Here is a 20,724-nt window from a genome sequence, read left to right on the forward strand (position 1 = left end):
AGTGGGGAAACGGGGGGGGAGGGGGCGGAGGTGGGGAGCGAGGAAAAACAAACAGTCGTGGCGACGACCACGCAAAACACGCCGCCCCGGCACGCCCACCCCCCCCCCCCCCCCCCCCCCCCCCCCCCCCACTGGGCGGCGCGAAGCGGAGCGAGCCAGCGACGGCGGAGCCGGCGCCAGCTAACGGGGCACCGGGTCGTCGTATTGGCCGGAGCGGCCGGCGTAGAACCTGCCGTTCAGGAGGGGGTACGGGTTTGGGGTGCAGCGGTGCAGGGAGAGGGTCTGCTGCTGCATGACGGGGGCGGGTTGGCCGGGGCCGGGGCAGAGTTGGTGGCCCTGGCCGAGGCGGTGGCCGACCTCGTGGTTGATGACGTACTGCTGGTAGGTGGCCAGCGGGGCGCCGTAGTCGGGGACGCCGTGGGCCCAGCGGGCGACGTTGATGACGACCTGGTTGCCGTTGCGGCAGGAGGTGTAGCGGTCGTAGCCGTCGTCGCAGAGCTTGTCGCGGGTTGCCGGGGTGGCGAGGTAGACGGTGAAGGAGGCGGCCTCGTCGGGGCCGACCCGCTGGAGTCGCCGCTGACCGGTACCGGTCCAGCTGCGCGGGTCGCCGAGGGTGGTGACGACGGCGTCGGCGAACGCGTCGGGGGTGATGCCGGCGATGCCGTTCTCGACGGCGACCCGGAAGCGCAGCAGTTGGCCGGCGCGGCCGAGGACGGGGCTGCGGCCGTCGACGGTGTGCCAGGTACGGGGACCGCTCTCCGGGTACGTCACCGGGGCTGTGACGGCGGTTTCCGGTGCGGGTGGGCTCTGGTGCGGGGCCGGCCCGGATGGCGAGGGCTGGTTGGCCGTACCCGTTGTGTCGGGGGTGGAGCTGGTTGTCGTACGGGTGGTGGTGGGGTCGGGTTTGCCTCCGGCCTCGCCGGCGAGGCCGAGCAGGGCGATGACCAGCCCGATCACCACGGCACCCACGGCGGGTAGCAGCAGTCGGCGGCTGACGGCACGCTGGTTGGCTCCGGTACGGCGGGCGGACATCGGTTGCTCCTCGACGGGTACGGCGGACCGGTTGCGGCGGGGCCGTGGGCGGTGGTGGGCGTACGGGACCGGCCGGCCCGGTTGGTGCGGCTCGGGTCGGTGCGGTGGTGGTGCCGGGGTGGGACCGGTCAGTCCGGTCGGTGCGGTCTGCTTCGGGCGGTGGTGGAGCCCCCTGGGCGGTGGGACGGGTGCGGGGAGGGGTGGGTCAGGGGAGCAGCCTCGGGTTGGCGGCCAGGTCGGCGAGTTTTCGGTCGTCCAGGACGGCGCGGCCGAGTCCGTACACGCCGGGGCGGGGGCGGCCGGCCTGCTGGACCGTGACGATGACGCCGTTGACCACCCGGGTGGCCTCGTCGACCGGGCCGGTGACCGGATTCCAGCTGGCGATGCGTACGGGGGTGCCGTCGGTGGCGAGCACCGTGCGGCAGCTCTGCTCGTTCGGGTCGATCCGGACCGCGCACAGGTCGGCCGTCGGCAGTGGCTCGGCCGGGAGCTGTTCGTCCACCCGGGCGGTGAGTACGGCGGCTCGGCCGTCGAGCTGCACTTCGAGCAGTGCCGTGTAAAGCGCCTTCGCGGGCTGGTCCAGGCTGTGTCCGGGCTGGTCCGGGCTGCGCCAGCTGATGTCGTGCACCGCGTACGTGCTGCCGCCGGGGCCGGGGGCCTGGTCGCCCTTCGGCACCCGGTACCCGGCCGGTACGGCGGCGGTGAGCAGGTCCATGGCGGTGTTCGCCCGGCGTTCGTAGTCGACGGTCGGGGTCGGTGTGACAACCGCCTCTCGGGTGGCGGTCGGTCCCGCCGGCAGGGGCGACGGTGGTCGTCCGGGGAGCAGGGCGGTGAGTCCTGCGGCCCCGGCCAGCAGCAGCGCGGCGACGGCTACCCGGTTGATCCGGCGGTGGCGCAGCACCCGCCCGTTGCGGGCGAGTACGTCGTCGACCGGCAGTTGGACGCCCGGTGGTGGTCCGGCCTCGACGGCGCGGGCCATCAGTTCCCGGATCGAGGTCTCGGTCATCCGTTCTCCTCCGCCGGTACCAGGGCCAGTGAGCCCAGCCGGGTGCGTAGTGTCGCCAGCGCCCGGGACGTGTGGGTCTTGACCGCCCCGTTGGAGATTCCGAGCAGGTCGGCGGTCTGCTCGACCGACATGTCCTCGAAGAAGCGCAGGACGAGGGTGGCGCGCTGCCGGTCCGGCAGGTCGGCCAGCGCTCCGATCAGGACGAGCCGGTCCTCGGTGCCGCCGGTCGCGGCGGCGGTGTCCGGGGTGGCGGGGAGTTCGCGTACGGGGTCCTCCCGTCGCCAGGAGCGGCGTCGTTCACTGAAGAAGGTGTTCAGCAGGGTGCGGTGGGCGTACTGGTCGAGGTGTTCGTAGCGGTAGATCCGGGGCCAGGCGAGGTAGAGCTTGGTGAAGGTGGCCTGGACGAGGTCTTCGGCCAGGTGCCAGTCGCCGCAGAGCAGGTATGCGGTGCCCCGCAGCCGGGTGCCGCGCGCCAGGTAGAAGGCCCGGAAGCCCTGGTCCCGCGCGGCAGCCGGGTCCTTGGCCGTCGTCATCCGTGCTCCCTCCCGCCGTACCGGGATAGAACGCGGGCGGGGCGGCGGCAGGTTGACGTGATCCGGGACACGAGGGCGCCGGAGCGGAGGGAAAGGGTCCGTCAAGCCGAGCGGAGGAACTTACCGTGTCTGTCGCTGCACGCACTGTCGCCGTAGATCTGGCATCCTCGATCCGAACGGGCATTTCGCAGTCGGCCGATTTTTCATATGGTGTAAGCCCCAGCGGCGGAGGTGGTTGTGCGCGACCCTCTGGCGGAACCTTCGGACCTGATCCGTAGCGTGTCGCGTGCGCTACGTGTCCTCGAAGCGGTCGGACGTGCCCCGAAGGGCCTGACCGTGAAGCAGATCGCGCGGCGCTGTGAGCTGACCGTGGCCACCACGTACCACCTGGTACGCACGCTGGCGTACGAGGGTTACGTGATCCGGCGCGAGGACGGCACGTACATCGTCGGGCTGGAGATCGCCGACCGGTACCGGGAGCTGGTGACGGCGTTCCGGGGGCCGCCGGTGGTCGGCGAGGCACTGCGCCGGGCCGCCGTCGACACCGGCTACAGCCACTTCCTCGGCCGGTTCGTCGGCGGGCAGGTGGCGATCACCGCGGTTGCCGAGGGCCCGCGCTCGCCGTACCTGGAAGATCTGGTCCCCGGCTTCGACGAGGGCGCGCACGCGACCGCCCTCGGCAAGGCCCTGCTGGCCACGCTCACGCCCGAACAGCGCTTCCGCTACTTGCGGGAGTACGGCATGCGGCCGTTCACCACCGCGACGCTGACCGCCACCGACACGTTCGAGGCCGACCTGACCGCCGGTGACCGGCGCGGGATGCACCTGGAACTCGGGCAGTACCGCCAGGGGGTTGCCTGCGCCGCCGTGCTGGTCACCCCGGACAAGGACATGGAACGCCGGGTGGTGCTCGCCTGCGCACTGCCGGCGGCGGAGATGATGACCTCGGCGCGGGTGGTCCGGGCCAAGCTGCTGACCGTGGCGCGCACGGTCGCCGACGGCCTCGCCACCGAGGGCTGATCGGGGGCCGGCGGCCGGCCGGGGCGCGGAGCTGACCGGCGTACGCCCGTCCCGTGAGGACCCGTCCTGTTCACCGAACACGACCACCCCGATGGTCCCCACGACGACGGGGCGTACGCCGGTGCCGGACGCAGACCCGCCCGGAGCCGGCGGTGGGCCGGTCCGGGCGGGTCTGGCTGGATGGGTCAGCTACCCACGGGGCCGCCGTCGAGGCGCCAGGTGACGACCACGCCCGGCTTGGCGAAGTCGCCGTCCGGCCAGTTCGATGCCGGGTTCTCGATCGACGCGCCGCTGATCTCGCCGGGGTGCTGGACGGCGACGAAGACCGAGCGGTTGTCGGTGCTGATGAACGGGCCGCAGGTCTCGGCACCGATCGGTACGGTCAGGAACTGCTTGAGGTGACCCTTCTCCGGACCCTCGACCGGGGTGGCGAAGAGGCCGTCGTTGCTGCCCAGCGCGTTGCCGTCGGTGGAGATCCAGAGGTTGCCGGCGCCGTCGAAGGCCACGTTGTCCGGGCAGGAGATCGGCGAGACCTTGGTCTTGTCGTACCCGGCGAAGAAGGTCGACGGGTCGGTCGGGTCGCCGCAGACGATCGGCAGCGACCAGGCGAAGTTCTCGCCGATGTGGTCGCCCCTGTCCTCGACGATCTCCAGGATCTGCCCGTGCTTGTTGGCGTTGCGCGGGTTGGCCTCGTCGACGGCCGGGTTCGTGCCGACACCCCGGTTGGTGTTGTTCGTCAACGCGACGTAGATCTTGCCGGTGAGCAGCGACGGCTCGACGTCCTCCGGCCGGTCCATCTTGGTCGCGCCGACCGCGTCACCGGCGAGCCGGGTGAAGGTCAGTACGTCCGCGGCGGTCATCCCGGGCACGTACGAGGTGTTGCCCCGGACGAGCTTGATCCAGCGGCCCCGGCCGTTGAACGCGCCGTCGCTCGGGAGCTTGCCCGAGCCGTCGATCTCGTCGGCGCTGGTGTAGTCGAGCTTGGCGACGTACAGGGTGCCGGACTCCAGCAGGGTGAGGTTGTGCTGCCGGGCGGTCCAGGAGTTGCCCTTGATGTACTTCTTGTCGGAGACGAACTTGTACATGTAGTCGAACCGCTCGTCGTCACCCATGTACGCGACCACGTGGCCGGACTTGGCGATGATGACGTTCGCGCCCTCGTGCTTGAGCCGGCCGAGCGCGGTGTGCTTGCGCGGCTTCGCCTCCGGGTCGAGCGGGTCGACCTCGACGACCCAGCCGAACCGGTTCGCCTCGTTGGGGTGCTTGGCCAGGTCGAACCGCTCGTCGGCCCGGTCCCACTTGCGGCTGCCGGACGGGTAGCGGCTGGTGGTGGGGATGCCGTAGCGGGCCAGCTTCGGCTTGACCGCCTCGGGCGCGCCGTCGCCGCCGACGAAGTACTGGTTGAAGTTCTCCTCGCCGGAGAGCACGGTGCCCCACGGGGTGACGCCGCCGGCGCAGTTGTTGAGCGTACCGATGGCGACCATGCCGCGCGGGTCCGCCGCGGTCTTCAACCAGGCCGAGCCGGCCGCCGGGCCGGTGAAGTCGAACCGGGTGTTCAGGGCGGTGATCCGGCGGTTGTACTGCCGCTTGCCGGTCCGGACCAGCTTCCACTCGCCGGTGTTGCCGACCCGCTCCACCTCGACCACGGACAGACCGTGGGCGGCGATGGTGGCCCGGACCTGCTCGACGGTGAGCGCGTCCAGCGAGGTGAAGCCGGGGAACATCAGCTCCTCGTTGGTGTACTCGTGGTTGACGACGAGCAGCGCCCGGTCCCCCTTGTTGCTCAGCGGCAGCACGGCGACGAAGTCGTTGTTGTAGCCGAACTGCTTCGACTGCCGGGCGGCCGTCTGGTGGTGGACGTCCAGCACGGGGGCGTCCGGCACCACCGGGTCGCCCCAGCGGATGACCACGGAGTGGTCGTAGCCGTTCGGCACCACCAGGGTGTCGAGCCGGTTCGGCGGGATCGCCTTGAAGGTCAGGGCGCCGTTGCCGGCCGGGGGCTTGCGAGCGGTGAACGACTCGACGTCCGGCAGGGCCGGGGCCGCGCCTTCGCCGGGGGCGGCGAGCGCGGGGGCGCCGACCAGGGCACCGGCGGCCGCGCCGCCGAAACCGAGGACCAGGGCGCCGACGGCACCGGCCCGGACCACACCGCGACGGGTGACCTCGGCCTTGACCACGTCACCGAAGTACTCGTTGTCCGACGCGTTGGGGGCCGGGTGGTCGCAGGCGTTGCCGCAGCGGTAGAGGCAGGTCATGGAGTCGCGGCTACCGTGCGGGCCGCTCTGGCCGAGCAGGGGGAGCAGCCGGGGACGGTCGCTCATATGGGATGGCCTCCTTGGCTGGATCAGGTTCTTGTCGCGAATCGTGCTCTTTTGCGGCTGATGTGCTGGTTCCGTACCCGCGCCCGGGGGCAGCGCGCGGGTGGGATGAGCCGCACGCTAGGAGCGCGCTGTGAGCGCACGTCGGCGCTGTGGTGAACCGAACATGAACAAGTCCAGCCGGGAGGCGGGGTGAACCGATCGGCCGGGGCGGGTGAACCGATCGGCCGCTGGTTACGTGAAACAGTTTGCAAGGGTGTCGGGAGCGCCGACGCCGGGTGCGGCACCGAGGAGGTTGCCATCAGCGACCGGGACGCCGAACTCCTGCGCGCGTTGCACGACGAGCACGCCGAGGCGCTGTTCGCGCACTCCCTGCGTCTGGTGAACGGCGACCGCCAGCGGGCGGAGGACCTGGTCCAGGAGACCCTGCTGCGGGCCTGGAGCCACCCGGAGGCACTGGACCCCGAGCGGGGCTCGGTCCGGGCCTGGCTCTTCACCACCGCCCGCAACCTGGCGATCGACGCCTGGCGGCGGCGCAACTCGCGGGTCGGCGAGGTGGTCACCGACGAGTTGCCCGAGCCGCCGCAGCTGACCGACGAGGCGGACCGGGCAGTGGAGGCATGGATGGTCGCCGAGGCGCTCGCCCGGCTCTCCTCGACCCACCGAGAGGTACTGGTGGAGTGCTTCTACCAGGGGCGGTCGGTGGCGGAGGCGGCGGCGCGGCTGGGCGTACCGCCGGGCACGGTGAAGTCGCGGACGCACTACGCACTGCGATCCCTACGGTTGGTGCTGGCGGAGATGGGGGTGACCCAATAGATGAGCGAGCACGACGAGCGGTGTGACTTCGCCTTCGACGACGGCGCGTACGTACTGGGCGCGCTCTCCCCGGCCGACCGTGCCGCGTACGAACGTCATCTCGCCAGCTGTCCGTCCTGCCGTCAGGCGGTCGCCGAGATCGCCGCCCTGCCGGGCCTGCTCAGCCGGCTCGACGCCGACGGGTTGGCGTTGCTGACCGAGCCGGCGCCGAGCGTGGAGTCGCGACTGCCGGCGCTGCTGACGGCCGCCCGGACGGCGCGGCGTCGGCAACGGCGGGTCACCCGGTTCCGGTACGCCGGTGTCGGGCTCGCCGCCGCCTGCCTGGCGGTGGTGCTCGGGCTGGGCGCGGATCAGCTGGTCGGCGGCGGTTCGCCGGACACACCCGCCGCGCTGCCACCCAGCCCGACCGCCACCGGTGTGCAGGTACGGATGGTCGCCATGGAGCCGGTCGCGGGTGCGGTGCCGGTACGCGCCGAGATTGGCCTGAACGGCACAAAATGGGGCACCGAGGTCACCATGCGCTGCGAGTACGTCAGCAGCGGCAGCCACCCGAGGACGTACACCTACCGACTGGTGGCGTACGGCCCGGACGGTACGGCGGAGCAGGTGGGTTCGTGGCTGGCCGCTCCCGGCGAGGAGGTCACCTTCACCGGGGTGACCCGGTTCTCCGGCGCGGACCTGGTCCGACTGGAGGTGCTCCGGGCCAACGGCGTCCCACTGCTCGGCTACGACGTGCCCTGAGGCAGCCATCCATCGGGGCCGGGCAGCGGATCGGACATCGGGGCCGGGCAGCAGGCTTCCATCGGGGCCGGGCAGTGGGTCAGACGGGTTCGGCGACCGGGGTGATCGGGGTGACGGACCGGGTGGGGCGGCGGGCGTGCCGGATCGCGTCGACGGTGAAGACGATCAGCGCCAGCCAGACCAGGGCGAAACCGGCCAGCCGGGCCGGTGGCATCGGTTCGTGGAAGACCAGCACGCCGAGGCCCAGTTGCAGGACCGGCGCGGTGTACTGGAGCACGCCCAGGCTGGTCAGCGGCAGCCGGTTCGCGGCACCGGCGAAGAGCAGCAGCGGGATGGCGGTGGCCGCACCGGCGAACACCATCAGCAGGGTGTGCCCGGTCGAGTCGCCGAAGCTCGACTCGGAGCGCCAGGTGAGCCAGCCGAGGTAGAGCAGTGCGGGCAGCGCCAGCAGGGCGGACTCGACGAACAGCCCCTCGGCGGCGGGCAACCCGAGCCGCTTCTTGAGCAGGCTGTAGCCGCCGAAACTGAGCGCCAGGGTGAGCGCGATGTACGGCGGCCGACCGTAGTCGATCGCCAGGACCACCACCGCCAGGCCGCCGATGCCCAGCGCGGTCCACTGCACCGTACGCAGCCGCTCGTTCAGTACGGTGACGCCGAGCAGGACCACCACCAGCGGGTTGATGAAGTACCCGAGTGCGGTCTCCACCACCCGGTCGGAGTTCACGCCGTAGATGTAGGTGCCCCAGTTGACGGCGATCAGCGCGGCGGCGGCGGCGATCCCGGCCAGCAGTCGGGGCTGGCGGACCAGCCGGCGCAGGAACGCCCAGTGCCGGGTCACGGCGAGGACCAGCGCGACGAACACCACCGACCAGATCACCCGGTGGGCGAGGATCTCCACCGGCCCGGACGGTCGGAGGAGTTTGATGTAGAAGGGGAAGAAACCCCAGAGCACGTACGCGGCGAGTCCGAAGACATAACCCAGGCGGAGCTGGTTCACCCCCACACCGTAAGGGGTCAACCCTGCGCCCCCTCCTTATCGGTGACCGGCGTCACCCGATCGATGTCGATGGAATCCGCGCCGTCGACGTGTTGCGGCCGGATCAGTTCCATCATGGTCTCCGGCGTGGCCGGCGGGGTGAAGCCGAGCCGCGCGTACACGCCGTGGGCGTCGTTGGTGGCGAGCAGGATCCGGTACACCCCGAGCTCGGTCACCGCGTCCCGCGCCGTCTCGGCCAGCCAGCCGCCGAGTCCCCGCCCGCGATACGCCGCGTCGACGAAGACATCGGAGAGCCAGGCGAAGGTGGCACCGTCGGTCACCATCCGACCGAACGCCACCTGGACCCCGTCACCGGGCCGGTAGACCCCGAACGGCATCGAGCCGGCGACGGCCCGGACCGTCACCTCGTACGACCGGCCCTTGGCCCAGTAGGACTCGGTCGACAGCCACCGGTGCACCCGGTGCAGGTCGAGCCGGTCGGGATCGGTGGAGAGTTCGTAACCGTCGCTGCGGGTGATCGTCAACACCGGCCGACGGTAACTCCACCACCCGTGATGCGCGCCAGGCCAATTCCCGAACTCTGGTCACCGGGACCGGGCTCAGTCCCGGTTGGTCACCAGGCCCAGCACCCAGGTCACCACGCTGACGAGGAGCGCACCGAGGACGGCGGACGGCCAGAACCCGTCGACCGAGAACGGCAGGTCCAACTGGCCGGCGATCCAGCTGGTCAGCAGGAACAGCAGCCCGTTCACCACGATCGCGATCAGACCCAGGGTGAGCAGGTAGAACCCGCAGCCCAGGGTCTTGATGACGGGTTGGAGCACCCCGTTCACGACCCCGAAGATCACGGCCACCAGGAGCAGGGTGAACACCGCCTCGCCGATCGAGTCGGTACCCAGGGTGATGCCCGGAATGACCAGCGTCGCCAGCCAGAACGCGAAGGCGGTGGTGGCGAGCCTGATCAGCAGCCCGGTGACGAAATTCATGCCGGGGATAGTGCCACGACCGGCTGTGAACCGCAGCCCCGCCCCGGTCGGGACCCGGCGGTCAGCTCCGGGTCGGTGGGCCGATCAGCTGGACCTCGATCGGGGTCGCCGAGAGCAGCGCCCAGCGCAGCACCCGCCGGTTGACCACGCCCACCATGTCGCCCCGGATCCGGGTCAGCCACTCCGCCGAGTCGCCGAGCCCGAGCGCGACGCCGGCCAGCGCCGCCTCGTCCGGTCGCAGCGGCTGCAACACCACCAGGTCGGCGCGGGAGACGGCATCGGTGTCGGCCGGCGTCAGCTCGTCCCGGACCACCAGGTTGGCCTGCCAGCCCGGCCCCGGCTGGGCGTCCGCGTTCACCGGTCCCACGTCGACCACCACCAGCAGCGGGTGCAGCGGGGTGGCGGCCGGGCCGCCGACCTGCCGGCCCGGCGGGATCAGCGGGATCGTCCCGCCCGGCGCGCTCACCGCCCGGACGAACGGCTCCCACGCCCTCGGCCTGGCCGTCTGCACCACCACCCGCGCACCCAGAGCCATCGCCCGCAGCGCCACGAGCTGCGCCGCCGCCACCCCACCGATCAACATCACCCGGGTCGCCTCGGCCCGGAACAGCCGTACGGTCACCGCCGCGCCGTGCCGGTTCGCACCGATCATCAGCCCGGCCGTGCCGAACGGCAGTTCGAGGACGTCCATCATGGCGTTCGGCGACTGCGCGGGCGGCCCCGTCTCGGCCGTACCGAGCGGCAGGGTGGCGGCGAAGCCGTCCAGGTGTTCGCCGTCGAGCCGCCGACCGGTCGCGTTCTCCGCGGCGAGCAGTCGACGCATCGCCTGCATCGCGGTGGACAGACCGGCGGCGTTCTCGGCGGCCAGCCGTACGGTGAGGTCCAGCGGGAGCGGGCCGGTGGTGGTGCCGACCCGCGGACCGGCGCTGACCGAGACCGTGGTCGCGGTCGCCGGCAGTGCGAGCAGGCGCGGCACCAGCCGGCGGGCGGTCTCCGACCGGGGGTCCGGCCAGCGCCGCAGCCGGAAGGTCGTCTGCAACAACCCGCCGAGGCGCACCGCCTGCCAGCTTTCCCGGGCCGGTGACGCGCCGTCGTGGTGGGCCAGTTCCCCGAGTACGCCGAGCGCCGCCCGGTCCCCGAGCGGGCGTGCCGGCACCGGGGCGAGTCGACGCCGCACCTTGCGGACGGTGCTGGACAGGGCCCGTTGCAGGTCCGGTTCGGACCACCCCTCGGCGCGTTGCACCCGGATCGCGAGCAGCGCCCGTTCCTGCCCGAGCAGCCGCCCGTCGGTGAGCTGCCGGTACGACGTCGCCGGGGTGCCGCCGCCCGCGCGCAGGGTAGGTGCCGGTGCACCGGCGAGGACGAGCTGGATCCGGATCGGCGGGGTCTGCGCGCCGGCCGCCGGCAGCAGGCTCGCCGGGTTGGGCAGGGACAGGGGCGCGTCGGCGAGCAGCCCGCTCGGATCCCCGAGTTCGAGTACGGCGGTCAGCCCGTACCCGTCGCTGATCACCGCCGCCGCGTCACCGGCGAGCTCGGCCGGGAACACCCGGGCGCCCGGCACCAGCAGGTCGAGCAGGGCCGACGGTTCGGCGGTCGGGGCGAGGGCGTGCCGGCGCAGCGCGTACCGCACACCGATCCGGATCCACTCGAACAGCCACCGGCGGCGCAGCCGCAGCCACGCGGTGAGCACCAGTACGGCGGCGCCGAGCACGGCCCCGGTCATCACCAGTGGACCGCGTCCGGCGGCGGCCAGCAGCAGCGCGACGGCGGTCTGGGCGGCGACGACCTGACCGGCGCGGACACCGAGCGCCCGGCGGCGGACCGGGCCGGGCGCGGTGGCGGTGCCGACCGGGCCGGCCGCTCCGGGGTCGGCACTCCAGCCGACCGGTCCGGACTGGTCGGACCGGGCCACGTCACCCGCCACACTCACCGTCACCGCGATAGCCTCCCGTGCATGGGCCCGCCCCACGGGCGTCCCCCCGCGACACTCGCGCAGGGGCCTATCGTATGGGCCGGACACACCGGGGAGGGGCCCGCATGCCGTCTCGGCAGGACCAGTTGCACTCTTACCAGTTCATGGTCCAACGCGTGGTGGCCGCACTGGTCATGCGGGAGACCGACCCGGCGCAGTCGCCGTTCCGGCGGGCGGCCGGGGCGACCCTGGCCAGCGTCCTGATCGCGGCGATCGCGCTCGGCGGGGTCACCGTCTACGGTGCGATCGTCGGCGGCGGTGGGAAGAGCTGGCGCGATCCGAGCGTCGTGATCGTGGAGAAGGAGTCCGGCGCTCGGTACGTCTTCCGCGACGAGAAGCTGCACCTGGTCCTCAACTACGCGTCCGCGTTGTTGATCGTCGGCGGCGCGCAGCCGAAGACCGTGCTGGTGTCGCGTAAGTCGATCGAGGGTGTGCCGCGCGGGAACACGCTCGGCATCAGCGGTGCCCCCGACTCGTTGCCGGCCGCCGCCCGGCTCTCCACCGCACCGTGGACGGTCTGCTCGGCCCTGGTCACCACCGACGGCCCGGCCGCGCCCCGCTCGGCGCTGCTGGTCGGCGCCGACGTCACCGGCGGTACGCCGCTGGGCGAGAAGGCGGTGCTGGTCCGGCACCCGGACGGCAGCCTGTTTCTGATCTGGCACAACCGCCGGCACCTGATCCGGGACACCGACCTGGTGCTGCCCGCGCTGACCTGGGCCAGTGAGCGCCCGGTGCCGGTGGCGCCGGCACTGCTCAACGCCCTGCCGGCCGGTGCCGACCTGGGCCGGGTGCCGATCGCCGAGGCGGGCCGGCAGTCGCTGCGGGTGGACGGTGCCCGGGTCGGCGAGGTCTTCGTGGTGGAGAGCCAGGGCGGTGGCCGCCAGTACGCGGTGGCCAAGCGGGAGGGTCTGGCCGGGATCACCCAGGTGCAGGCGGACCTGCTGCTCACCGCCGGGCGGCAGGACGATCCGACGCCGATGTCCCAGGGCGAGTACGCGCGGGTGCCGAAGGAGGCGCCGCTGGTCTCCGAGGATCCGGGTGCGCCACCGGCGAACCGGCCGGAGCTGGTGCCGGCGGAGAACGGGGGGATCTGCGGTCAGGTTCGCGACGACGGTGGCGTACAGCAGATGCTGGTCGGGGCGGAGTTGCCGGACCTGACCGACGCGGCGCGTACGGCGGCCCGGTCGGCGCAGGGTGCGGCGCTGGCCGACCACATCCTGGTGGAGCCGGGCCGGGGTGCGGTGGTGGAGGCGGTGGCGGCACCGGGGCTGGGCGGCGGGGCCATCTCGGTCGTCACCGACCTGGGCCGGCGGCACGCGGTGACGGGCCCGGACGTGCTCGGCATGCTCGGCTTCGGTAACACGAAACCGCTGCGCCTGCCGGCTGGTCTGGTGGCGCTGGTGCCGGCCGGTGAGGCGCTGGACCCGGCCGCCGCCCGGTCACCGGCCACTCAGGACTGATCCGTCCATCAGGGGGCTGTGGCGCGGTCGAGCAGCGCCGGAGTTTTCCACAGGGCTGGTGCGGGGGCTACCGGGTATGGTCCCGGCCCGCTACGGTCAGCGACGGAGTTTGCCGCACCGGCACCGGTGTGCCGGGTCGATGGGTGAACCGATACCGCCTCGGTGTCCACAGTGGTTGCCGGGGGCGCGACGATCGAGGGAGCGGGGTGACGTCCGGGGTGTCCCAGACGCAGGCAGAAGCCGCGGTGATGCAACAGACCGCGAAGAAGTTCGAAGAGGTCGACCAGTCCCTGCAGTCGATGCTCAACAGCCTGATGGGCGAGCTCGAAGGGCTCCAGCAGGCCTGGCGCGGCGCGGGTGGCCGCTCGTTCGAGCAGGTCAAGCAGCAGTGGGCGAACGACCAGACCAAGCTGGGGCGGGCACTGCGGGAGACGGCCGGTGCGATCCGTACCTCCGGCCAGCAGTACGACGCGTCCGACAGCGAGGCGGCCAGCCGGGTTGCCAACACCAACCGCGGCATCACGCTGCCGCTCTGATTTTCGGGGGAGGACGAATCCGATGAACGATGGCGTACTTGTCGTCAGTTTCACCGCGTTGCAGCAGGCGAGCGCGGACATCCAGCGGGCGCTGAACACGCTCGACTCGCAGCTCGGCCAGCTGGAGCGCGACGCCGCACCGCTGGTGGCCACCTGGAACGGTGAGGCGAAGGAGGCCTACGAGCAGCGCCAGGCCGCCTGGCGTTCGGCCTCGCAGGACCTCAAGAGCATGCTCCGGGACATCAAGATCGCGGTCGACGACTCGGCGGCCGACTACCAGAGCACCGAGAAGAAGAACACCAGCCTGTTCCAGTAGGCGGCTCGGCGGACCGGCCGGCGTCGCTACCCGCGCCCGGCCGGCTGCCAGCCCCGCCGCATGCCCCGGGGCACCACCACGGCCAGGAACAGGGCGAGCACGGCCAGGCCGCCGGCCACCCCGGCGACCCAGAGCGACCGCTCGCCGGCCTCGTCGCGTCGCTGCCGCGCCGCGACGGCCACCGGATCGGCCTGCTCCGCCGGCAGCGCCGCGGCCGTCGGCGCCGCCCCGGCGGGCCGGGTGTCGGTGAGCGCGCGGTACGGGTTGAGCACGCCGCTGCCGTACGCGTCGCCCCGCCCACCGTCCGGTGCCGGATCGGTGCTGGCGACGATCCGGGCGACCACCTCGGTCGCCGGCAGTTGCGGCTGGTACTGCCGCAGCAGCGCGGCGGTGGCCGCGGCGAACGGTGTCGCGTAACTGGTGCCGTCGTGCCGGCTGTGTCCTGGGCCGGCGGTGGCGGCCAGCACCCCGACGCCGGGCGCGACCAGGTCCACCCACGGGCCGGTCTGCGAGAACGGGGCCCGTACGCCGTTCTCGTCGATCGCGCCGACGCCCAGCACCCCGTCGTAGGAGGCGGGGTACGGGCGCGGGTTGCCCTCCTCGTACCGGTTGCCCGCTGCGGCGACCACCACCACGTTCCGTTCGATCGCGTAGGCGATCGCGGCGCGTACGGCCGGGTTGTCCTCGTAGAGCACCACGGAGAGGTTGAGTACATCGGCGTCGTGGTCGACCGCCCACCGGATCGCCTGGGCGAATCCCTGCTGGGTGACCGTGCGTTGCCTCTGACTGTCGCCGAGGTCCTGCTGTTCGCTGATCCGTACGGGCAGGATCCTGGCCTGTGGGGCGAGTCCCCGGAAGCGGACGCCGTCGCGCGGGGTGGCGGCGATGATGCTGGCCACGGCGGTGCCGTGGTAGACACAGTCGTCGGTCCCGTCCCCGCCGGAGTCGAGCAGGTCATCACCGTCGGCGACCCGTCCGCGCAGCTGGGGATGGTCGGCGTCGACCCCGGAGTCGATGACGGCGACGGTGACCCCGGCGCCGGTGGCGAGCGGGGCGAGCCGATCCGGCGGGTAGCGCCGCTGGGCCCACGGTTCGTCGGGCACGAAGGTGGCGGGGGTGGCCCTGGTCTCGCAGTCGGGTGCGGCCCGACGGGTCACCGACAGCGGTGCGGCCGCTGCGGCGGGGCCGGCGGGCAACACGATCGCCGCCAGGGCCGCGTACGTGAGTGCGAGACGTAATCTCCGGCCCGGCATCGTCCGCCTCCGAATGTGTGTCGGTTTCGCGACCGGATGTTATCCGTGTGCCACCGGGTACGGCACCCACCGCCGGCCTGACATCGTGATCTTGTTCCAACCTTGTAGGTTGTACGCGATGCCTGTGGCCTCTTCGTGGAAAGGAAGGTGGCCGTGACGGAATGGGAGCCGGCCACCGAGGCCGAGGCGGCAATGCGGGACGCGCTCCGCGCGAATGACCAGGAGCGCTACTTCCGGATTCTCGCCCGCACCGAGCTGCTGTTACCCGTATCCGCGAACGCGCTGGCCGGGCACGCGCCGATGGGTTGGGGCACCTGGACCACCAGCGGTCGCACGCACGTACTCGCGTTCACCTCCGTCAACGCGTTGCGCGCCTGTCTCGGCGAGAACGCGGGTTCGACCCGGCGGACGCCGTACCACGAGTTGGCCGGTAACTGGCCGAACCTGGAGTGGTGGCTGGCGGTGAACCCGGGCCTGCCGGTCGAGGGATATCTGCCCGCCTGGTTCGTCTCGCAACTCGCCCGGGGCGACGTCCGGTTGCCGGGGCGCACCATCGGTGCCCGCGCCCGGTTGGAGCGGGCCGAGAGCGCCGCACGGGCTCGGGCGACGGCGGTCGTGCCGGGTCGCCCGCCACACGAGCAGGCCACCGAGGCGCTGCCGGCGGCGGCTGCGGACCCGCAGTCACCCCTTCCGGTACGGCAGCCGACCGCCGACGGTGCGAACGGCGGCCACCCCGGCCCGCGTCCGGAGTACGGCGGCTTCGCCCCGGCGTCGGCGTACGACCCGAGCGGTGGCGTCGGTGCCGGTCACGGCCCCACCGGTCCCGGTAACGGGCGCGGGGCAACGGCTCCGGAGGGGCGACCGGACTTCTTCACCGCCGCCCCCCGTCAGCCCAGGGTTCCGCCCGCAGCCCTGACGACGCCCCCCGCCGCTGCCGCCGTGACCCAGGAACTCTCCGGCTGGTACGCCGCCGCCGCGAAGTCGACCGGTCAGGCCCTGTCGCCGGACGCCGGCACGACCAGGTTGCCGGCGATCACGCCCAACTCCGGTCAGTTCGTCGAGGCCGAGGCGACCATGGCGCTCCCGCCGCCGGCGGCCGCTCCGGTCGACTTCGAGTCCACACTGGCCGGCCCACCCACCTTCGCCCGACCGTTGCCGACCCGGTCCGGGCCGGTCGAGTCGCCGGTCGAAGCGACGCCGGCCCAGTACGCCCCCACCGAGTCGACCTTCGCCGAGCTGCCCGCAGCCGACCCGGCCTTCGCTGACTACGCCCCCGCCGACGACCCGGTCACGAACCATCCCCCCGCCACCGAACCGGTCGCTGCCTACGCACCTGCCGCCGATTCGGTGACGGACTACGCGCCCGCCGACGATTACACCTCGGTCGGCCACGGTGCCGCCGACTACGCCCCGGCCGAGCCGGCGGTGCAGCAGGTGGACCCGGCCGCCGCCTACACCCCGACCACCGCCGGCTACCCGCCCGTCGAACCGGTGACCGGGGACTACGCGCCGGTCACGGAGCAGTCGGCGTACCCCGACTACGCGCCCGGCACGGAGTCGGCAGCCGCGTCGGCGTACCCGGACTACTCGTCGGCGTACCCCGACGTGGTGGCGGCGGAACCCGAACCGGAGCCGGTCGCGGCGAGCCCGGCCCTGCCGCCGGACTTCATTCCCGCCAACGACGTCGAGGAGAGTCTGCTCGCCGCCGCCGGTGACGGCAGCACGGACACCTTCCTGTCCACGCTGCTGCTGGCCAGGGTGCTGCTGCCGGTCTCGGCCGCCGCCGTACCGGGCAGCCGACCCGGTGACGAGGGATTCGTCTGGAACACCGAGCGGATGGACGGCGAGACGTACGTCGTGGTGTTCACCTCGCCGGAGCGGATCGCGGACCACCTGGTGATCCCGATCGAGACGATCAGCGTCAAGTTCGTGCAGGTGATCCGCAGATGGCCGGACATGGAGTGGTCGTTCGCGGTGAACCCCGGCACCCCGGTCGGCGCCAAACTGCCCGGTACGCAGATCGTGGCGCTCGCCAACTGGGCGGCCGAGGTGGGCCTCGGTGACGACACCGGCGTGGTCGAGCCGACGGAGTCACCGGTCGAGGAGACTCCCCGAGTGACGTACGCGCCGGCACAGGAGGATCCGGGCCGGCCGACGATGATGCAGAAGACGATCGCCCCGAGCCAGGTCATCTACTACCTCGAACGCGGCTACGACCGGGTCTCCGGTTTCGTGCACCGGGCCCCGGAGGTGGCACACCTCAACACCCCGGCCAAGCTGCACGCCGCGCTCGGGCTCGGGTACGCCGGCTCACCGTTCGCCCGCGACGCCGACGAGATCTACGTGCTGCGCTGGCCGGCGTACCGGCCGAGTCTGTACCGGATCCCGTACGGCGGCCAGAACGAGGCGGCGATGCGGGCGATGGAGGGCTGGGTGATCGAGCGGGCGCCGTTCCGGGGCAACGGCTTCGCCCCCGGTGAGAGCAGTGACGTGGTGGCGGAGTTCAAGGTGGACAGTGCCCGGCTGCCGCACGGCGCCGAGCTGTGGCGGCTCGGCTCGGACGGCACCGAAACGCTCGTCGCCACCTTCGACGGTGACGCGCCGAGCTGGCAGCGGGTGGAGGCACCGTGATGCGCGACGGGTACGTCGCCCGGTGGCGCGGCCACGAATACGAGGTCAGCCCGGACCAGGACGAGGTCCGGCTCTACCAGGCCGGACCGGCGGACGGATTCACCGAGGTCAGGCCGGGGCGGTTCGTCCGGGTGGTGCCGGCGGTCGAGGTCGAGGAACTGGCGTACGTGCGTACCACCTGCTGGTGGAAGGGCGAGCCGTTCATCGTGCTGGCCCAACACGACAGTTGGCTGCGGGTGGAGTACACCGGTGGGCGCTGGCCGGTCGCCGAGGCGATGGGCCTGGAGGCGTTCGACTTCGGCGTCTACCAGGGGTGGGCGCCCGCCGCCGAGGTCACCGACCTGCGCGAGCAACGCGCCTGATGGCAACCGCCCCCGGTTCGGTCCAGGAGCACGCCGGTGTGCTCCTGGTGGACCCGACCGGGGCGCTGCTGATGCAACTGCGCGACCAGTACGCCCCTCGGCATCCCAACCAGTGGGGTATCCCCGGTGGACACGTCGAGCCGGGTGAGACACCCGAGCAGGCGGCCCACCGGGAGTTGCTGGAGGAGACCGGCCTGCGGGTCGACGACGGCGCGTTGCGGCTGTTCTGGAGCGGGCCGGCGCTGAACGACGACGGCTACTGGTACACCTTCTATGCCCCCACCCTGGCCCGGCAGGACCAGGTGGTCCTCGGCGAGGGCGCCGCGATGATGTTCCTGTCCCCGGCCGAACTGGACGACCGGCAGATGCCGCCCGGCGTCGCCGACGTCGTCGGCCGTTTCCTCGCCTCCCCGCAGTACAGCGCGCTGATCCGCTAGCGCAACGACCCACCGGCGCTGTACGGGATTGTCCCGTACAGCTTTTCGATTGCCCGACGGTGCGGTACGCGACCAAAATTCGTCTCATCAACTCGATCGAGAATCCTCGATCGGGCATCTCGTGCGCCCTTGACGTATGAATCGTGTCTGCCAGTGCAAGCCATCTTGTCTCGGGCGCCACTCATGATCGCTACCCGCGATCGAAAGGTGGCAACATGGAAAAGAGACTGCCCGCAGTCCGTGCACTGATCGCGCCCGACGCTTCCGTTCCGTCCGGGCGGCGTCACCTGGGATCGACGATGCTCCGGATCGTCGTCGGAGTCGTGTTCGTGGCGACGGCCGTACTGGTCGCCCCGTCTGCTGCCAGCGCCGCCACCTGCTGGACGGGATCGACCAGCGTGACGAGCCCGACCGGTGGACTCGGCGCGACGGCCGGGGCCAAGATCTGCTACGAGAATCTGAGCTACCGCCTGGACACCAGCTACTACAACTACGTCAAGGACCAGAAGGCGGATGGCTATGCGGCCCGCGCCTGGGCCACCTATTACATCGGCGTGGACAGGTACGAGTCGGGGCACTACGCCACCGACGACACTTCCACCTCCACGGGAGCTTCCATCTCTCAGCCGTCATGGGTGGGTGGCAGCTCTCCCGCCGTGTGGGTGTGTCTGGGTTGGGCCACTCCGAATACCAACCCGAGCAGGTGCTCGCTCATCGTCGGCTGATCCACCCCGTTGTTAGTGCCGCGTCGCCTCATGATCCCGGAGAGGTCGGCTCGCTATAGCCGGCCGAACTCTTCGGGATCATGGTGGCCCGACAACTTCGAGCAGCTTTATTGCTGACAGTCTCCTATGGATACGCCCACCCTCGGATGGCAACGGGGTCGCTGCCGCGCGATCAGGAGTACGCGCGCGGTGGCGTGAATAGTTGACCTCATGGTTTGGGGCAAGCTGAATGACTGACGTACCGGGTCCACTTGCCGAATTCATCGTTGGGGAGTTGCGCCCGGGGCGAGCTGCCGCCGGTTGGTGAAGCCAGGGACCTGCCCGGCGCCGCCTGGCGTAGGTCCACCCGCAGTGGCACCGGCGGCGACGACTGCGTCGAGGTCGTGGACAGGCCCGGCGTCGTGGCGTGTGGGACAGCAAGGACCCGTCCGGCCCGGCCCTGAGCTTCGGCCCCGGGCGTGGCGCGCGTCCGTCAGCCTGGCAAAGCAGCACTAACGACGACTACGAGAAGACGTCGTCCTCCGAGTGCTCCCCGAGGTGCACTCCAGAGGATGACTCCTTCTTGTGGGACGTCGTTCAGGACTTGGCCCAGCGGAGGATCTCCCCGAGCACCAGGTCCGGCGCCTCCAGGTGCGGGAAGTGACCCACCCCGTCCAACAGGCGCCACTCGTACGCGGCGGTCACGTATCGGCCGGAGCCCTGGGCGGTCCGTGGCAACACGCCCCGGTCGTCGGCACCGTGCAGCTGGAGAGTCGGTGTGACCAGCGGCTCCTGCATCAGCCGGACGAACCGGTAGCCCTGCAACCGCAGCACCGAACGGAACGCCCAGCGGTAACCCTCCAGGGCGCAGAACGCCGCCTGCGGGATCCGCATCGCCTCCCGGCAGCGGTCCGCGTACGCCTCGAAACCGGCACTGGCCACCCACCGCTCGCCGCCCCACCGGCGCAGGAAGTGGCCGACCAGGGCCGCGTTGTCCTTGGTCAGTATGTGCTCGTAGCGGGGGAGCTGGAACTTCAGCGTCGGCGTCGCCGCCCGGAACTGCCCACGCGGGTCGGCGAAGACGGCGGTACGCAGCCGCAGCGGGTGCGGTGCGCCGAGCACCACCAGCCGGCGGACCAGACCAGGATGGAACGCGGCGGTGGTCCAGCCGACCATGCCGCCGAAACCGGCGCCGACCACCACGGCGGAACGTTCACCGAGCCCCCGGATCAGGCCGGCGACGTCGGCGGCGAGCGTGTAACCGTCGTACCCCCGGGGTGGTTTGTCGCTCGCGCCGTAACCGCGCAGATCGACCGCGACCGCCCGGTAGCCGGCGTCCGCCACGGCGGGCAGCATCTCGTGCCAGGCCCACCAGAATTCCGGGAAACCGTGCAGGAAGAGCACCAGCGGGCCGCTGCCCGCCTCGACGACGTGGAACCTGCTGCCGTTGGCGCCGACGAAGCGATGCGTCCAGGGGCCGTCCACCAGCACACGGGATTCGTCGACGGCCGGCTCCCGGCCACCGCCTCGCTGATCGCTCATTCGCACAGCCTAGGCCCCGGACCTGCACCTGCGTCCCGTACGGCGGCACAGATCAGGGGATC

At 71.9% G+C, this 20,724-nt stretch carries 21 protein-coding genes; 11 read left to right on the forward strand and 10 right to left on the reverse strand.

Annotated features, from left to right (window positions below; genetic code table 11):
• Positions 1–180 precede the first annotated feature (180 nt).
• The 3 genes from ACZ6QQ_RS14600 to ACZ6QQ_RS14610 form a co-directional block, all read right to left on the reverse strand.
• Positions 181–1,032, reverse strand: coding sequence for a DUF3152 domain-containing protein (locus ACZ6QQ_RS14600; RefSeq protein WP_465876614.1), 852 nt, complete (start codon positions 1,030–1,032; stop codon positions 181–183).
• A gap of 205 nt (positions 1,033–1,237) precedes the next feature.
• Complete coding sequence (locus ACZ6QQ_RS14605; protein ID WP_465876616.1) at positions 1,238–2,038, reverse strand: hypothetical protein; 801 nt, start codon at positions 2,036–2,038, stop codon at positions 1,238–1,240.
• The gene (locus ACZ6QQ_RS14610) at positions 2,035–2,571 is read right to left on the reverse strand and encodes a SigE family RNA polymerase sigma factor (protein ID WP_465876617.1); all 537 of its coding nucleotides are present in this window, start codon (positions 2,569–2,571) and stop codon (positions 2,035–2,037) included. The genes ACZ6QQ_RS14605 and ACZ6QQ_RS14610 overlap by 4 nt, the downstream gene beginning before the upstream one ends.
• 237 nt (positions 2,572–2,808) lie before the next feature.
• On the opposite strand from ACZ6QQ_RS14610, the gene ACZ6QQ_RS14615 reads away from it, so the two are divergent.
• On the forward strand, positions 2,809–3,591 hold the full coding sequence (locus ACZ6QQ_RS14615) for an IclR family transcriptional regulator (RefSeq protein ID WP_465876618.1): 783 nt from the start codon (positions 2,809–2,811) through the stop codon (positions 3,589–3,591).
• Between the two features lie 185 nt (positions 3,592–3,776).
• Here ACZ6QQ_RS14615 and ACZ6QQ_RS14620 read toward each other — a convergent pair whose 3' ends face one another.
• The gene (locus tag ACZ6QQ_RS14620; protein WP_465876619.1) at positions 3,777–5,912 is read right to left on the reverse strand and encodes a PhoX family protein; all 2,136 of its coding nucleotides are present in this window, start codon (positions 5,910–5,912) and stop codon (positions 3,777–3,779) included.
• Positions 5,913–6,209: 297 nt separating this feature from the next.
• On the opposite strand from ACZ6QQ_RS14620, the gene ACZ6QQ_RS14625 reads away from it, so the two are divergent.
• Together ACZ6QQ_RS14625 and ACZ6QQ_RS14630 are read left to right on the forward strand one after the other, a co-directional pair.
• Complete coding sequence (locus ACZ6QQ_RS14625; protein WP_465876798.1) at positions 6,210–6,725, forward strand: sigma-70 family RNA polymerase sigma factor; 516 nt, start codon at positions 6,210–6,212, stop codon at positions 6,723–6,725.
• On the forward strand, positions 6,726–7,466 hold the full coding sequence (locus tag ACZ6QQ_RS14630; protein WP_465876621.1) for a zf-HC2 domain-containing protein: 741 nt from the start codon (positions 6,726–6,728) through the stop codon (positions 7,464–7,466).
• Positions 7,467–7,545: 79 nt separating this feature from the next.
• On the opposite strand, the gene rarD is transcribed toward ACZ6QQ_RS14630, so the two are convergent.
• From rarD to eccE, 4 genes are all read right to left on the reverse strand, one after another.
• A complete protein-coding gene (rarD, locus tag ACZ6QQ_RS14635) occupies positions 7,546–8,463 on the reverse strand; it encodes an EamA family transporter RarD (RefSeq protein WP_465876623.1) in 918 nt (305 codons plus the stop codon).
• 17 nt (positions 8,464–8,480) lie between these two features.
• Positions 8,481–8,990, reverse strand: a complete 510-nt coding sequence (locus ACZ6QQ_RS14640; protein ID WP_465876624.1) for a GNAT family N-acetyltransferase — start codon at positions 8,988–8,990, stop codon at positions 8,481–8,483.
• 72 nt (positions 8,991–9,062) lie between these two features.
• Positions 9,063–9,449 (reverse strand): phage holin family protein, encoded by a 387-nt coding sequence (locus ACZ6QQ_RS14645; protein ID WP_465876625.1) that lies wholly within the window; start codon positions 9,447–9,449, stop codon positions 9,063–9,065.
• Between the two features lie 61 nt (positions 9,450–9,510).
• On the reverse strand, positions 9,511–11,385 hold the full coding sequence (gene eccE, locus ACZ6QQ_RS14650) for a type VII secretion protein EccE (RefSeq protein ID WP_465876627.1): 1,875 nt from the start codon (positions 11,383–11,385) through the stop codon (positions 9,511–9,513).
• Positions 11,386–11,486: 101 nt separating this feature from the next.
• On the opposite strand from eccE, the gene eccB reads away from it, so the two are divergent.
• The 3 genes from eccB to ACZ6QQ_RS14665 all read left to right on the forward strand — a co-directional run bounded on the left by eccB (position 11,487) and on the right by ACZ6QQ_RS14665 (position 13,733).
• Positions 11,487–12,881: a type VII secretion protein EccB gene (eccB, locus tag ACZ6QQ_RS14655; RefSeq protein ID WP_465876628.1), complete on the forward strand. Its 1,395-nt coding sequence runs from the start codon at positions 11,487–11,489 to the stop codon at positions 12,879–12,881.
• A 218-nt stretch (positions 12,882–13,099) separates the two neighbouring features.
• Positions 13,100–13,417 (forward strand): WXG100 family type VII secretion target, encoded by a 318-nt coding sequence (locus tag ACZ6QQ_RS14660; RefSeq protein WP_465876629.1) that lies wholly within the window; start codon positions 13,100–13,102, stop codon positions 13,415–13,417.
• Between the two features lie 22 nt (positions 13,418–13,439).
• A complete protein-coding gene (locus tag ACZ6QQ_RS14665; RefSeq protein WP_465876631.1) occupies positions 13,440–13,733 on the forward strand; it encodes a WXG100 family type VII secretion target in 294 nt (97 codons plus the stop codon).
• Positions 13,734–13,759: 26 nt separating this feature from the next.
• Here ACZ6QQ_RS14665 and mycP read toward each other — a convergent pair whose 3' ends face one another.
• On the reverse strand, positions 13,760–14,986 hold the full coding sequence (gene mycP / locus ACZ6QQ_RS14670; RefSeq protein ID WP_465876632.1) for a type VII secretion-associated serine protease mycosin: 1,227 nt from the start codon (positions 14,984–14,986) through the stop codon (positions 13,760–13,762).
• A gap of 153 nt (positions 14,987–15,139) precedes the next feature.
• On the opposite strand from mycP, the gene ACZ6QQ_RS14675 reads away from it, so the two are divergent.
• The 5 genes from ACZ6QQ_RS14675 to ACZ6QQ_RS14695 all read left to right on the forward strand — a co-directional run bounded on the left by ACZ6QQ_RS14675 (position 15,140) and on the right by ACZ6QQ_RS14695 (position 19,584).
• On the forward strand, positions 15,140–17,617 hold the full coding sequence (locus ACZ6QQ_RS14675; protein ID WP_465876633.1) for an SseB family protein: 2,478 nt from the start codon (positions 15,140–15,142) through the stop codon (positions 17,615–17,617).
• Positions 17,614–17,979 (forward strand): hypothetical protein, encoded by a 366-nt coding sequence (locus ACZ6QQ_RS14680; protein WP_465876635.1) that lies wholly within the window; start codon positions 17,614–17,616, stop codon positions 17,977–17,979. Before ACZ6QQ_RS14675 ends, ACZ6QQ_RS14680 begins: the two co-directional genes overlap by 4 nt.
• A complete protein-coding gene (locus ACZ6QQ_RS14685) occupies positions 17,979–18,416 on the forward strand; it encodes an NUDIX hydrolase (RefSeq protein ID WP_465876636.1) in 438 nt (145 codons plus the stop codon). The genes ACZ6QQ_RS14680 and ACZ6QQ_RS14685 overlap by 1 nt, the downstream gene beginning before the upstream one ends.
• A 215-nt stretch (positions 18,417–18,631) precedes the next feature.
• Positions 18,632–19,141 (forward strand): hypothetical protein, encoded by a 510-nt coding sequence (locus ACZ6QQ_RS14690; RefSeq protein ID WP_465876637.1) that lies wholly within the window; start codon positions 18,632–18,634, stop codon positions 19,139–19,141.
• A gap of 266 nt (positions 19,142–19,407) precedes the next feature.
• Positions 19,408–19,584, forward strand: a complete 177-nt coding sequence (locus ACZ6QQ_RS14695; RefSeq protein ID WP_465876799.1) for a DUF397 domain-containing protein — start codon at positions 19,408–19,410, stop codon at positions 19,582–19,584.
• 133 nt (positions 19,585–19,717) lie between these two features.
• Here the strand turns inward: ACZ6QQ_RS14695 and ACZ6QQ_RS14700 are convergent, their stop codons facing one another.
• The gene (locus ACZ6QQ_RS14700; RefSeq protein WP_465876638.1) at positions 19,718–20,662 is read right to left on the reverse strand and encodes an alpha/beta fold hydrolase; all 945 of its coding nucleotides are present in this window, start codon (positions 20,660–20,662) and stop codon (positions 19,718–19,720) included.
• Positions 20,663–20,724: the final 62 nt, after the last annotated feature.

It is taken from the genome of Micromonospora sp. NPDC049529 (assembly GCF_055586685.1).

Coding starts and splice junctions, on each gene's coding strand:
- ACZ6QQ_RS14600 (WP_465876614.1), bottom strand. CDS start 1,032: ATGTCCGCCCGCCGTACCGGAGCCAACCAGCGTGCCGTCAGCCGCCGA.
- ACZ6QQ_RS14605 (WP_465876616.1), bottom strand. CDS start 2,038: ATGACCGAGACCTCGATCCGGGAACTGATGGCCCGCGCCGTCGAGGCC.
- ACZ6QQ_RS14610 (WP_465876617.1), bottom strand. CDS start 2,571: ATGACGACGGCCAAGGACCCGGCTGCCGCGCGGGACCAGGGCTTCCGG.
- ACZ6QQ_RS14620 (WP_465876619.1), bottom strand. CDS start 5,912: ATGAGCGACCGTCCCCGGCTGCTCCCCCTGCTCGGCCAGAGCGGCCCG.
- ACZ6QQ_RS14630 (WP_465876621.1), top strand. CDS start 6,726: ATGAGCGAGCACGACGAGCGGTGTGACTTCGCCTTCGACGACGGCGCG.
- ACZ6QQ_RS14645 (WP_465876625.1), bottom strand. CDS start 9,449: ATGAATTTCGTCACCGGGCTGCTGATCAGGCTCGCCACCACCGCCTTC.
- eccB (WP_465876628.1), top strand. CDS start 11,487: ATGCCGTCTCGGCAGGACCAGTTGCACTCTTACCAGTTCATGGTCCAA.
- ACZ6QQ_RS14665 (WP_465876631.1), top strand. CDS start 13,440: ATGAACGATGGCGTACTTGTCGTCAGTTTCACCGCGTTGCAGCAGGCG.
- mycP (WP_465876632.1), bottom strand. CDS start 14,986: ATGCCGGGCCGGAGATTACGTCTCGCACTCACGTACGCGGCCCTGGCG.
- ACZ6QQ_RS14685 (WP_465876636.1), top strand. CDS start 17,979: ATGGCAACCGCCCCCGGTTCGGTCCAGGAGCACGCCGGTGTGCTCCTG.
- ACZ6QQ_RS14690 (WP_465876637.1), top strand. CDS start 18,632: ATGGAAAAGAGACTGCCCGCAGTCCGTGCACTGATCGCGCCCGACGCT.
- ACZ6QQ_RS14700 (WP_465876638.1), bottom strand. CDS start 20,662: ATGAGCGATCAGCGAGGCGGTGGCCGGGAGCCGGCCGTCGACGAATCC.